This window comes from Streptomyces sp. NPDC015139 (assembly GCF_043079785.1).
GTDB lineage: Bacteria > Actinomycetota > Actinomycetes > Streptomycetales > Streptomycetaceae > Streptomyces > Streptomyces albidocamelliae.
In genome coordinates, this window is record NZ_JBIBUW010000003.1 from 452,673 (window position 1) to 464,895 (window position 12,223).

A 12,223-nucleotide genomic window follows, 5' to 3' on the forward strand; every position below is an offset into this window, starting at 1 on the left:
TACCTGCCCATACGCTCCGAAATGTGACGTCCTCCCTCATCCGGGGCCGGCCCCGGCGCGCCGAGGCGCACATACGGGTGCGGGTGACGCATGCCGTGCTGGGTGCCGTGGCCGCGACCGGGTGGCTGGTGCTGCCCGTGATGACGATCAACGCCGGGCAGCCGGTTCCCGGGGCCCCCACCGGGCCGGTCGCGAGTGCCGCCGCGCCGCAGGACGAGACGTCCCCCGCCGACCTCGTCCTGCCGCTGGTGGCGGGTGGCGCGGCCGTGGTCCTGGCCGGATACGGCTACCTGCGCCGCACCCGGCGGGCCCGCTCCCGGACGACCCCGGGCATCGTCTCCGTCACCCCGGCCGCCCCCACCCCGGCCGACTCCGAACGCCAGGCACGGGCCGCGCTGGTGCTGGCCGACGACTGCGTACGCGCCAGCGGGGAGGAACTGCCTTTCGTGCGGGCGCGGTTCGGGCAGGCGGAGACCGAACGCCTCACGCACGCGCTGTGTGCCGCGCGGACCGAGCTGTCGGCCGCGTTCGCGATCTGGCGGCGGTACGAGGAGGGGGTGCCCAAGGAGGCGGACGCCCGGCGGCAGGCGCTGGTCGGGGTGATCGGGCGGTGCGCGGAGGCGGGGCGGCGGCTGGACGCCGAGGCGCCGGACCTGGACCGGCTGCGGGGGCTCGACCAGGGCGTGGGCGGGGCGCTGGAGGTCGCCGAGGCACGGTTCCGGGAGCTGACCGCACGGACGGCGGCCGCCCAGGACGCCGTCGCCGCCCTGCACGAGCGGTATCCGCCGACCGCCGTGGAGCCCGTCATCGGGTACGTCGAACAGGCCAAGGACCGGCTGGTGTTCGCCACGACCCACCTCAACGGCTGCCGGCAGGCCGACGACTTCGCCGACCGGACCCGGGCCGCGGCCCACCTGCGTGCCGCCGAGGGCGCCATCGCCCAGGCCGACACCCTGACGACCGCGACATCCCGCCTGACGGCGCACCTGGCGGAGGCCGCCGCCCTGGTGCCGCCCACGCTGACGGGCGCGGAGGCGGAGCTGGCCGTGGCACGGGAACCCGAGGGCGAGAAGGCGGCGGACGGGGCGCCCCCACCGCGTCCTTTCCTGGCCGCCGGTGAGCTGCGGGCCCGGCTCGCGCACGCCGACGGAGTGCTGGCCGGCGTCCGCGCGGAGGCGACCTCGGGGCCGTACGACCCGTTGGACGCGCTGCGCCGGATCACGCGGGCCGTGGCACGGCTGGGGACGGGGCGGGCGGGGGTGCTGGACGCCGCGGCGGTGCTGGTGGCCCGGAGTTCCGTCGCCGGGGCGGAGGAGTTCACGGCGGTGCACCGGGGCGCGGTGGGCGCGGAGGCACGGGCCCGGCTGGCCGAGGCGACGCGGTCGCTCGCCGCGGGGGACACCGAACCGGCCGACACGGTGTCACGGAAGGCCCGGGACCTGGCCGAACGGGACGTACGCACGCACGGCACCCCGTACGTCGGCACCGAGGGCGACCCGGCGGGGCCGGCCGGGGCCGTGCTCGGCGGGATCCTCCTGGCCGAGGACCCCGACGGCGGCCCCCCGGCCGCCTACGGCGGCCCGGCCACCCGGGGCCGACACCACTTCCGCCCGGCACCGTGACGGAGTCCCGACCGGCAGGCCCCGGCCGCAGGCTCCCGGCTCCCGGCCCAGGACCGCTACGGCCACCCGATCCGCGTCACGACCGGCCGAACCGGGCGAGCGGCACGCCGGCGGGACTGCGGCCGGTGACCGGCACCGACGACACGCCTCGGCCGCAGGCTCCCGGCCCAGGACCGCGACGGCCCACCCGGGGTACACCAGGGCCGGCCGACACCTCGACGGACCGCGTCCCGACCGGCCGCCCCCGGCGAACGGCCGCCCCGGCGGCAGGCCTCGGTCGCATGCTGCCCCGCCGGGGATTCGCCCGGTGTCAGAAGAGGCTGAGCAGGGCCTCCGCCGGGTCGGTCAGGCCGGTCTCGCCGCCCGGCAGCGGCAGCTCGAACCACACCGTCTTGCCCCGGGGTGTGCGCCGCGATCCCCATGCCGCGCTCAGCAGTCCGACCAGTTGCAGACCCCGGCCGCCCTCGTCCGTGTCGCGGGCCCGTCGCCGCCGGGGCTGCACGAGCCCCGAGTCCCACACCTCGCACACCAGGGTCCGGTCCAGCAGCAGCCGGAGCCGTATCTCCCCCTCGCCGTACCGCAGCGCGTTCGTGACCAGCTCGCTCACCAGCAGTTCGGCGGTGTCTACCAGCGGCTCCAGGTCCCAGCTGAGCAGCTGCCCGCGGGCGTACTCCCGGGCCCGCCCCACACTGCGCGGCTCGCGCGGCAGCGTCCAGTCGCCGACGGACTCGGCCGGCAGCCCCTGCACCCGGGCCATCAGCAGGGCGATGTCGTCCTCACCGTGGTGGGTGTCGAGCGTGTTGAGCACGTGGTCGCAGACGTCCTCCAGCGGCTGGGAGGGATCCGTGAGCGCGCCCACGAACGCCTGGAGGCCCTCGTCCAGGGGGTGGTCACGGGACTCGACGAGCCCGTCCGTGTAGAGGGCGAGCAGCGCCCCCTCGGGGAGTTCGACCTCCACCTCCTCGAACGGCTCCCCGCCCACGCCGAGCGGCATGCCGGGCGGCACGTCGAGCATCAGCGCCGCCTCACCGGGCTCGACCAGGACCGGCGGCAGATGGCCGGCGTTGGCGAACGTACATCGCCTGGTCACGGAGTCGTAGACGGCGTACACACAGGTCGCCAGGTACACCTCGGAGAGGTCGGCGTCCCGGGGCTGCCGGGCCGTGCGCGTGGCCTGCTGGACGCCACCGGGCGTGCCGAGCCCCCGCGCGATCTCGTCCAGCGCCGACAGCACCTCGGCCGGTTCCAGGTCCAGCAGCGCCAGCGTGCGGACCGCCGTGCGCAGCTCGCCCATCGCGACGGCCGCCCGCAGGCCCCGGCCCATCACGTCGCCCACCACCAACGCGGTGCGGTGCCCGGGCAGTTCGATCACGTCGAACCAGTCGCCGCCGACCTCCGTGGCCGCGTTGCCGGGCAGGTAGCGGCAGGCGATGTCCAGTCCGGAGGCCTCCGGGTCGCCGGGCGGGAGCAGGGACCGCTGCAGTATCAACGCGCGTTCGTGCTCGCGGCGGTACAGCCGGGCGTTGTCGATGCAGACCGCGGCGCGCGCGGCCAGCTCCACCGCGAGGTCCCGGTCGCGGTCGCCGAACGGCTCGCTGCCCTTGGTCCGCGCGAACCGCGCGAGTCCGACGACCGTGTCGTGGGCGACCATCGGCACGGCCAGCGTGGACTGCACGAGGCCGCCCTCCTCGGCCGGCACGGCCTGCGGCCGGGCGGTGCGCAGGGCGTCGGCGCAGGGCGAGTTGAAGGGGAAGTGGTGGACCGCGCCGATCTCGACGGAGTCGCCGGAGCCGCTGAGCGGCGCGTCGGCGACGGCGCTGGCGAAGGCGACGCGGCGCAGTTCGGCGCTGCCGTCGGCGAGCCCCGGCGGGGCCTCGTCGCCGGCCAGCAGTCCCTGGTAGAGGTCGACGGTGGCGAGGTCGCAGAAGCCGGGGACGACCACGTCGAGGAGTTCGCGGGCCGTGGTCTCCAGGTCCAGGGAGTTGCCTATGCGGGCGCCGGCCTCGTTGAGCAGGGCGAGGTTGCGGCGGGCGGCGGCCGCCTCACGGGCGGCGGCGCGGCGGGCGGTGATGTCGGTGCCCAGCCAGGCGATGCCGATGGGCCGGCCGCTGCCGCTGTGCACGCGGTAGAGGTTGACCGACCAGTGCCGGCGCTCCTCGGAGCCCGGGACGAACCCGGTGACGTGCATGTCGGTGATGGACTCGCCGCTCTCCAGCACCCGCCGCAGGGTGGCCGAGACCCGCTCGGCCTCACCGCGCGGGAGATAGTCGTGAACTCCCTTGCCGCGATGGTCGTCCGGGGTTCCGCCGAAGATGGAGGCGAACCGTTCGTTCGCCCGCCGGACCCGCAGGTCGGCGTCGATCAGCAGGAATCCGAAGGGGGATTGACCGAATATCGCCTGCGAGGCGGCGAGGTCGGTCTCGATGCTGCGCAGGGTGCGCACGTCCACGACGATGCAGACGGCTGCCTTGTCGCCCTCGGCGGTCCGGGTGGGCATGACGTAGACCTCGGCGAGGCCGTCCTCGCCACGGGCGCCGTCCACCGTGCCCTGCGCCCGGAACGGTACGACCCCGGTCCACTCCCGCCCGTCGAGGATTTCGGCCATCTTGCGCTGACCGCGGTCGCGCAGATCGGAGTCGACGAACGCCTCTATGGGGTCCATGCCCACGGCGCGTTCGGCGGGGATGCCGAGCAATTGCTCGGCGCGCAGGCTCCACTGGTCGACCAGACCGCCGGGACCGATGGAGAAGGACGCGACCTTGATGTAGTCGTAGATCGAACCGGGCGGACTGCTCTGCCACATGGCGTCGCCGGGTGCCGCGGCATCCGCGGCCTGCTGCCTCGCGCCGTCCGACGGGTCCTCGGACTCCGTGGCCTTCGCTGGTATCTCGCTCACGCGAACCGTCCCCTCCAGCTCACCGCGTCCGGCACCGGTCACCGGAGGCGGCTGCCCGCAGTATCCAGCACTACGGCGCCGCACGACACGGTGTTCACGATCACAGCTCGGTCCAGGTGTTTTTAGGACCGGTCCGTGACAACACTTCCACTCTTCTAACCAGGGAACACGCCCGCGAATCACACACTCACCGACCGGCCGGGGAGCGGAGCGCGCAATCGACGGCACCCCGGCGTACGTCCGACCCCGCGCGAGCCCCCGCGTGCTCCCCCCTCACCCGGGCAGCGCCAGTTCGAACCAGACGGTCTTTCCGTTCGCGCCGGGACGGGTCCCCCAGCGGCGTGCGGCTCCGGCGACCAGTTGCAGACCGCGTCCGTTCTCGTCCTCGAGGCGGGCGACACGCTCGCGCGGCGGGTCGGGGAGCGGGTCGGAGACCTCCACGAGCAGCGCGCCGTCGAGTCCGCCGGGACGCACCAGCCGTACGCCGATGGGTCCGGTGGCGTGGCGCAGGGAGTTGGTCACCAGCTCACTGACCAGCAGGGCGGCGAGGTCGGCGAGACAGTCGAGGTCCCAGCCGTGCAACTGGCCCCGCACGGCGGCGCGTGCGGTGCGCACCGCTCCCGGTTCCGCGGGAAAGGACCACTCGGCGCAGTCGCCATCGGTCTCGATCACGCCGATCACTTCCCAGGCCAGCGAACGCACCCATGTCCGATTTCGTGGGGTTAATGGGCACATACCCGATATCTCGCGAGCAGTACCGCGCCGGATGGCGCACTGTGGCACGAACGGCGTACGGCTCGTTCGGCGCGGCGGGTCGAGCGCCGGACCGGTGCCGGCGCCGGGTGCCCGGCTAGAAGGAGGCCAGCGCCTCGACCTCGCGCACCGCCGCCACGTCCTGGTCGAGCCACGGCACGTCCCAGACCTCGGCCGGGGTCAGCCAGCGCAGCTCGTCGTGGTCCTGGAGGGGTTCGGGGGCCGGGGAGCCGGGGCGGAGGCGGGCGGTCCACACCTGGAGGACGTACGGCGTCCGCAGCGGCCACTCCCCCGGTACGCGCTCGACCGGCTCGGCGTCGATGCCGAGTTCCTCGCGGAGTTCGCGCACCAGGGCGTCCTCGGGGCGTTCGTCCGCCTCGACCTTGCCGCCGGGCAGCTCCCAGCGTCCGGCCAGTTCGGCGGGCGCGCTGCGGCGCGCGGCGAGCAGCCGGCCGTCGTCGAGCAGGGCGGCTCCCACCACCACGATGCGTTCGGTCCTCGGCGTCATGGGGCGGAGCCTACGGGAGTGCGCGCCTGGTCAGTTGCGCGTGCCGTCCCCGTTCTGGCCGATGCGCTCCACCCAGTAGAGCTGCTTGTGCCCCCGGTCGTCGAAGCTGTCGGCGATCTTCTGGGCCTCGGCCCGTGTCGCGTACCGTCCGACGCGGTAGCGATTGCCGTTGTCGTCCTGCCGTATCACGATCCAGGGCAGAGAGACCGTGTTCTCACTCATGGCCCTCACCGCCCGGGTCACTCCTTCTCGCACCGCCCCACCCTCCACGACGCTCGGCTGCGCTCGCCCGGGGCCCCCGCCCCGTTCCGGGCCCCCGCCGTGCCCCGCCTAAGGAAACCGCAATCCGCATATGCCCGAGCGTACGCCCAACCTTCACGCACCGAATACGCCTTTTCACAAAGAGGTACGCAACCAGCCAGAACGGTGGGGGCGCACGGAGTCGAATGCGCCGTCCCGGACGACGCCCACTGGGAGGGACGTCCACTCGGTGGAAACGGGGATCACCTGGGAGAACGGCCGGATTGCAGCGGCCCGCCGGGCAGGGGCCATGGCCGGGCGGCGGGGTGGACCGCACACCCGGTGCGCACCGGGTGTGCGCTACCTCACTCGGCGGGCGCGCGGACTCCGTGCCGCCGCCCCGCCCGGGCGGGGTTACCAGGAGATGTCACTTCACGGGCAGGTGGTACGCGACCCGGTAGCGGTCGGCCGGGATCACCACGTCGGCGGTCTCGACCGGGCGGCCGGAGGCGAAGTAGGTGCGCTGGATGACCAGGACGACATGGCCCGGTACACCGCCGAGCAGGTGCAGTTCCTCCGCGAGACCGGGGCGGGCGCCGACCTCCTCGGTGACGTTGTCCACGATGACGTCGATGGCCCGCATGCGCTCGGCCACGCCCATGCCGCCGAGGGGGCCCTCCTCCGGGAGCATCACGGGGGTGCGGCCGGTGACGGCGAGCGGCTCCCAGGAGGTGGAGAGCATCATCGGCTCGCCGCCGTCCCGGAACAGGTAGCGGGTGCGCATGACCCGCTCCCCGGCCTGGATCGCGAGCCGGTCGGCGATGGCGGCACCGGCCTCGGCCTGCTCGCTGCTGGACTCCCAGGTGCCGCGCACCGAGGCGTCGGCCTGCTCCTGCCGGAAGGGCGTGGCGCCGCCGGACGGGCGGTAGCCGGAGCGGGACACCCGCCGGGGCACGGGCCGTTCCCGCACGTACGTCCCCGAGCCGGAGCGGCCCTCGACCAGCCCCTCGGCCATCAGCACCTTGCGGGCCTCCAGGGCGACCGTGTCCGAGACGCCGTACTCCTCGCGGATGCGGGCCTGCGAGGGGAGCCGGGTGTGGGGTGGCAGTGAACCGTCGACGATCTTCTTGCGGAGATCACCCGCGACGCGCAGGTACGCCGGCTGCTCACCGAAAGTCACTGGCCACTCCCATCAGGTTGTACAGACAGCAACAGCCTGGCAACCGTGGGTTGTGCCATGCAAGCAAAGGCCAGAGAATCACTCGATGTGATGACAAAAGAGCCGCAGGGTCTTCACGCAGGCACTTTCCTCCCTCTATAGGGGTGCTCATCTCGCGGCGCACTCACACCTGGACGACCGGGACGAGCGGGGGCGGAATGACGACGGGGACAGGCGCGCGGGGCAGGGTGGGCAGCCGGGCCGTCCGTGCGGTGAACGGGCTCACCGCACGTTGGGCGGCGACCGTGCGGGACGGCACGGTCTTCTCGGCGGCCGGTGTCTGGCCGCTGCTGGCCTTCCTCGCCGACGGCGCGGCGGGACCGGCACGGTCCGAACTGGCCGAGGCACTGGGCCTGCCGGCCGATCAGGCGGCTTCCGCGGGACGGGAGTTGATCGCCGGCATGGCCGCCCTGCCGGGCGTGGACGGCGCCGTGGGGCTGTGGACCGGGCGGACGCTCGCACTGCGCCCGGAGTGGGAGGCGGGGCTGCCCGCCGGGACGCACGGCACACTCACCGGGGACGTGCCCGCGGACCGGGGAGCCCTGGACACCTGGGCGGCGGAGCGCACCGGAGGTCTGGTCGAGCGGCTGCCCCTGCCGGTGACGGAGAAGACCGAACTGGTGCTGGCGAACGCGCTCGTGACGCGGACCGAGTGGCTGACGCCGTTCGACGAGGTGCCCCTGGAGACGGCGTACGGAGCGTGGGCCGCCACCGAACGGCTGGGCCTGCGGCGTTCGACCGCCGTGCTCGACCGGATCGGCGTCGTGGACACCCCGCACGGCCGGGTGACCCGGCTGACGGTACTGGGACGCAACGCGCTGGACGTGCACCTGCTGCTCGGCGAGGAGGGGGCGGCCCCGGGCCGGGTGCTGGGAGCGGGCGTCGGCGCCCTTGCCGGGCAGCACACGGTCCTGCCGGGGCCGCGGCTGCCCTACGGGGCGGTGGGTCCCGGCCTGACCGTGCGACGCGAACGCGGCACGAGCCCCCGGCCGCCCACGCTCGACGTCACGACGGCCGCCTTCGACCTGCGCGCGAGCCACGATCTGCGGGGATCGCCACGGCTGTTCGGGCTCACGACGGCCATGGACACCGGCCGCGGCCACTTCCCCGGCATCAGCGGCGGCCACCCGCTCGCCCTCGACGCGGCGGAGCAGTCGGCCACCGCCAGGTTCGGCGCGCTGGGCTTCAGGGCGGCGTCGGTCACCGCCTTCGGGGCGGTGGCGGGCGGCGTGCCCGACCCCCGGTACGTGACGACGACGGTCGACGCCCGCTTCGACCGCCCCTTCGGCTTCCTCGCCCTGCACCGGCACTCACGGCTGGTGCTGGCGGCGGGCTGGGTGACGGACCCGCTGCCGTTCCCCGAGGATCCGGACGAGGACCGGGAGGACCGGTAGCGGCCTCTCAGGGGCGCTGGTCCTCCAGGACTTCGACACAGCGGGCGAGGAGAGCGGCCAGTGCCTCCCGCTCCTCGGCGCTGAACTCGGCGGCGAGGGCCCGCTCCACGCGTACGGCGCGGGCGTCGGCGTCGGCCAGTACGGCACGGCCCTCGTCGGTGAGGCGGGTCTCCAGGACGTTCCTGTGCCACTCGTGCGGAGTGCGCGCGATCAGGCCGCGGTCCTGGAGGTTCTTCAGGACCGTGGTCATGGTGGGCGGCGTGACCCCGCACAGCCGGGCCAGGGCGGCCGCGGAGATGCCCGGCTTGTCGGAGAGGTGGAGCAGGGCGGCGTACTGGGCGACCGTCACGCCCGCCGGCTTCAGCACCGCGGTCTTGGTCGCGTTGAGAGCCTGCTCGGCCCGCTTGAGGTGGGAGCCGAGGCGCTCGGACGCGGGCATGGAGGTCATCACCCGCGCATGCTAGCGGGCGCGTACATCCATGCCGCCCCTGGTACCCCCACCACCCCGCAGACTCATTTACGTATTGACGATCATTAGACCCCTAACTTAGCTTCGTACTCGTATCCATGGAATGGCTCAACCGAACCTGAGAGGCACTGTCACCCGTGTCCCGTTCGATCCACCGCCGCACGTTCCTGACCGCCACCACGGCCGCCGCGCTGGCCGTCGCCGCCCCCGGGCAAGCCCGGGCGGCCGGGCCGCGCGTCTCCACGGCCTTCACCCTCCCCGGCGAGCGCGCCTACCCCGAGGGCGTCGCCCTTGACCCGCGCACCGGGGACGCGTACGTCGGCTCGTTCACCACCGGCGCGGTCTACCGCGCCGCCGCCGGGAGCCGCACCGCCGAGGTGTACCTCCCCGCGGGCACCGACGGCCGGACCACCGCCAACGGCCTGAAGGTCGACGGAAGGGGCCGCCTGTGGGTCATCGACTCCACCGCCGGCGTCGACGTGTACGACCTGCGGGACCGCGCTCTGCTGGCCCGCTTCGAGGTCCAGGACGGCGAGCAGCGCTTCCTGAACGACCTCACGATCACCGCCGACGGCACGGCGTACGTCACCGACAGCGTCCGCCCGCTCCTGTACCGCGTCACCCCGGCCGAGGTGAGCCGCGCCCGCGGCGGCCGCGCCCCCCTCACGGCGCGTTACGACCTGAGCGCGGCCGCGCCCCCGCAGCCCGGCGCGGCCTGCACCCTGAACGGCATCGTCGCCGACCCGTCCGGACGCCTGCTCTTCACCGTCGACATGACCGGCGGCGGCCTGTACCGGGTCGCCGTGGCCGACGGATCGGTGCGCCGGGTCACCCTGCACGGCGGCGACCTGGCGCACGGCGACGGCCTGGAACTGACGGGCCGCACCCTGTGGGCCGCGCACAACGCGACCAACACCCTGACCCGCTGGCACCTGTCGGCGGACGGCACCGCGGCCCGCCTCCGGCGCACCCTGACCGACCCCGCCCTGCAGATTCCGACCACGCTGGCCCACCACCGCGACGGCCTGCTGGTGGTCCGCTCCCAGTTCGACAAGGGCGGCCCGATGGGCCCGGGCACCCCCGGGACCCCTTTCACGGTCGCCCGGGTGACGGGGCTGTGATCCCCGCCCGCGGCGATTCGACGTGGCCTTCCTGCGAAGGCCGGCCCACCTGCGACAACGCGGTTTCCCGGGTACTCGTCCAGCACAGATCCAGCACGGGAGTCGGCGCGCTGCCCAGCATCCGTGGTGTACACATGGGACACTCGGTACACTTGAGCGCATGACGCGGCCGCTACCCATGGAGTCCATCCGCGACGTGCGCGCGCACTTGGCGGAGGTCGTGGAGCGCGCAGACCGCGACGATGTACCCACAGTGATCACGCGCCGAGGCAGGGAAGTCGCCGCGGTCGTCTCCATCGAGGTGTTGCGCAAGTACCAGGAGTGGGAAGAGCGCGAGATCAATCGGATCATCGACGAGCGCATGGCCAGCCCCGCACCCGGCATCCCGATCGAGGACATCATGAGGGAGACACTGGCGCGCGGTGAGTGAGTACCGAACCGTCTTCCGCCCCGAGGCGCAGGCCGAACTTCGGAAGATCCCCCGCGATATGGCGCTGCGCGTCCTGGCCAAGCTGACCGAGCTGGAAAGCGATCCGCTCGGCTTCAACACCACTGCACTCGTGTCCCAGCCAGACCGCCGCCGCCTACGGGTCGGCGATCACCGCGTCGTCTACACGATCGACAACGGGGAACCGGTGATCTGGGTCGTTCATGTGGAGCACCGGTCCAGCGTTCACGACACCTGATTGTTGCCGACCACGGTGACGACGAAGGGGTCGGACTCGACAGAGCCCGACCCCTTCTGACCTACGCGGTTGACGCAATGCCAACGTACAGTCTGCGTACGACTACACGTTGAAGCGGAACTCCACCACGTCGCCGTCCTGCATGACGTACTCCTTGCCCTCCATGCGCGCCTTGCCCTTGGCGCGGGCCTCGGCCACCGAGCCGGCGTCGACCAGGTCGCCGAAGGAGATGACCTCGGCCTTGATGAAGCCCTTCTGGAAGTCGGTGTGGATGACACCGGCCGCCTCGGGAGCCGTCGCGCCCTTCTTGATGGTCCAGGCACGGGATTCCTTGGGGCCGGCCGTCAGATAGGTCTGCAGGCCCAGGGTGTTGAAGCCGACGCGGGCCAGGGTGGCGAGGCCGGGCTCCTCGGCGCCCACCGACTCCAGCAGCTCCAGGGCGTCCTCCTCGTCCAGCTCGGCGAGGTCCTGCTCCAGCTTGGCGTTGAGGAAGATCGCCTCGGCGGGGGCGACCAGGGCGCGCTGCTCGTTCTTGAAGTCCTCGTCGACCAGTTCGTCCTCGTCGACGTTGAAGACGTAGAGGAACGGCTTGGTGGTGAGCAGGTGCAGGTCGTGCAGCAGCTCGTTGCGCTCGGTGCCCTGGACGATGCCGTGCGCGAAGAGCGTGTCGCCCTTCTCCAGGATCTCCTTGGCCTCCTCGACGGCCTTGACCTTGGGCGCGACGTCCTTCTTGATCCGCGACTCCTTCTGGAGCCGGGGCAGGACCTTCTCGATGGTCTGGAGGTCGGCGAGGATCAGCTCGGTGTTGATCGTCTCGATGTCGTCCTTCGGCGAGACCTTGCCGTCGACGTGGACGACGTTCTCGTCCTTGAAGGCGCGGATGACCTGGCAGATCGCGTCGGACTCACGGATGTTCGCGAGGAACTTGTTGCCCAGACCCTCACCCTCGGACGCGCCGCGCACGATGCCGGCGATGTCCACGAAGTCGACCGTGGCCGGAAGGATGCGCTCCGACTTGAAGATCGAGGCCAGCTGGGCGAGACGGGCGTCGGGCACACCGACGACGCCGACGTTCGGCTCGATCGTGGCGAACGGGTAGTTGGCCGCCAGCACGTCGTTCTTGGTCAGGGCGTTGAACAGGGTCGACTTGCCGACATTCGGCAGGCCGACGATTCCGATCGTGAGCGACACGTTGCGACTTCCCGTAGATGAGTGGGCCAGGGGCTGCCAGGGGCCAGGAGACACTGGCCGATCCACCAGTCTACGGCGTCGCGGGGGGCGGCCTCGCGGGAGCGTCGAACGCCCGGCCAACCTC

12 protein-coding genes are annotated in these 12,223 nt (G+C 72.9%); 5 read left to right on the forward strand and 7 right to left on the reverse strand.

Going from position 1 to position 12,223, the window contains the following annotated elements:
* Window positions 1-23 precede the first annotated feature (23 nt).
* Window positions 24-1,622 (forward strand): hypothetical protein, encoded by a 1,599-nt coding sequence (locus ACF08B_RS10780; protein ID WP_392317022.1) that lies wholly within the window; start codon window positions 24-26, stop codon window positions 1,620-1,622.
* A gap of 310 nt (window positions 1,623-1,932) precedes the next feature.
* Here the strand turns inward: ACF08B_RS10780 and ACF08B_RS10785 are convergent, their stop codons facing one another.
* The 5 genes from ACF08B_RS10785 to ACF08B_RS10805 all read right to left on the reverse strand — a co-directional run bounded on the left by ACF08B_RS10785 (window position 1,933) and on the right by ACF08B_RS10805 (window position 7,199).
* Window positions 1,933-4,518 (reverse strand): SpoIIE family protein phosphatase, encoded by a 2,586-nt coding sequence (locus ACF08B_RS10785; RefSeq protein ID WP_392317023.1) that lies wholly within the window; start codon window positions 4,516-4,518, stop codon window positions 1,933-1,935.
* A 273-nt stretch (window positions 4,519-4,791) separates the two neighbouring features.
* Window positions 4,792-5,220 (reverse strand): ATP-binding protein, encoded by a 429-nt coding sequence (locus tag ACF08B_RS10790; protein ID WP_392317024.1) that lies wholly within the window; start codon window positions 5,218-5,220, stop codon window positions 4,792-4,794.
* Between the two features lie 148 nt (window positions 5,221-5,368).
* Complete coding sequence (locus tag ACF08B_RS10795) at window positions 5,369-5,779, reverse strand: (deoxy)nucleoside triphosphate pyrophosphohydrolase (RefSeq protein WP_392317025.1); 411 nt, start codon at window positions 5,777-5,779, stop codon at window positions 5,369-5,371.
* A gap of 30 nt (window positions 5,780-5,809) precedes the next feature.
* The gene (locus ACF08B_RS10800; protein ID WP_073889184.1) at window positions 5,810-6,001 is read right to left on the reverse strand and encodes an SPOR domain-containing protein; all 192 of its coding nucleotides are present in this window, start codon (window positions 5,999-6,001) and stop codon (window positions 5,810-5,812) included.
* A 445-nt stretch (window positions 6,002-6,446) separates the two neighbouring features.
* Entirely contained in the window at window positions 6,447-7,199 is a 753-nt protein-coding gene (locus ACF08B_RS10805; protein ID WP_093697426.1) for a GntR family transcriptional regulator, read from the reverse strand.
* Window positions 7,200-7,396: 197 nt separating this feature from the next.
* Here ACF08B_RS10805 and ACF08B_RS10810 point away from each other — a divergent pair, with 197 nt between their 5' ends.
* The gene (locus ACF08B_RS10810; RefSeq protein WP_392317026.1) at window positions 7,397-8,632 is read left to right on the forward strand and encodes a serpin family protein; all 1,236 of its coding nucleotides are present in this window, start codon (window positions 7,397-7,399) and stop codon (window positions 8,630-8,632) included.
* Window positions 8,633-8,639: 7 nt separating this feature from the next.
* On the opposite strand, the gene ACF08B_RS10815 is transcribed toward ACF08B_RS10810, so the two are convergent.
* Window positions 8,640-9,080, reverse strand: coding sequence for a MarR family winged helix-turn-helix transcriptional regulator (locus tag ACF08B_RS10815; protein WP_256339485.1), 441 nt, complete (start codon window positions 9,078-9,080; stop codon window positions 8,640-8,642).
* 158 nt (window positions 9,081-9,238) lie between these two features.
* Between ACF08B_RS10815 and ACF08B_RS10820 the strand changes: the two genes are divergently transcribed.
* From ACF08B_RS10820 to ACF08B_RS10830, 3 genes are all read left to right on the forward strand, one after another.
* Entirely contained in the window at window positions 9,239-10,222 is a 984-nt protein-coding gene (locus tag ACF08B_RS10820) for an SMP-30/gluconolactonase/LRE family protein (protein WP_392317027.1), read from the forward strand.
* Between the two features lie 160 nt (window positions 10,223-10,382).
* Window positions 10,383-10,652 (forward strand): type II toxin-antitoxin system Phd/YefM family antitoxin, encoded by a 270-nt coding sequence (locus tag ACF08B_RS10825; RefSeq protein ID WP_392317028.1) that lies wholly within the window; start codon window positions 10,383-10,385, stop codon window positions 10,650-10,652.
* Window positions 10,645-10,908 carry a type II toxin-antitoxin system RelE/ParE family toxin gene (locus ACF08B_RS10830; protein WP_392317029.1) on the forward strand — a complete coding sequence of 88 codons (264 nt, stop codon included), beginning with the start codon at window positions 10,645-10,647 and terminating at the stop codon, window positions 10,906-10,908. Before ACF08B_RS10825 ends, ACF08B_RS10830 begins: the two co-directional genes overlap by 8 nt.
* Window positions 10,909-11,010: 102 nt before the next feature.
* On the opposite strand, the gene ychF is transcribed toward ACF08B_RS10830, so the two are convergent.
* Window positions 11,011-12,099 carry a redox-regulated ATPase YchF gene (gene ychF / locus ACF08B_RS10835; protein ID WP_093475032.1) on the reverse strand — a complete coding sequence of 363 codons (1,089 nt, stop codon included), beginning with the start codon at window positions 12,097-12,099 and terminating at the stop codon, window positions 11,011-11,013.
* Window positions 12,100-12,223 lie beyond the last annotated feature (124 nt).

What these genes read in the sequence shown, in the direction of transcription:
- ACF08B_RS10800 (WP_073889184.1), bottom strand. Translation starts at nt 6,001, where the DNA reads ATGAGTGAGAACACGGTCTCTCTGCCCTGGATCGTGATACGGCAGGAC.
- ACF08B_RS10810 (WP_392317026.1), top strand. Translation starts at nt 7,397, where the DNA reads ATGACGACGGGGACAGGCGCGCGGGGCAGGGTGGGCAGCCGGGCCGTC.
- ACF08B_RS10825 (WP_392317028.1), top strand. Translation starts at nt 10,383, where the DNA reads ATGACGCGGCCGCTACCCATGGAGTCCATCCGCGACGTGCGCGCGCAC.
- ACF08B_RS10815 (WP_256339485.1), bottom strand. Translation starts at nt 9,080, where the DNA reads ATGACCTCCATGCCCGCGTCCGAGCGCCTCGGCTCCCACCTCAAGCGG.
- ACF08B_RS10795 (WP_392317025.1), bottom strand. Translation starts at nt 5,779, where the DNA reads ATGACGCCGAGGACCGAACGCATCGTGGTGGTGGGAGCCGCCCTGCTC.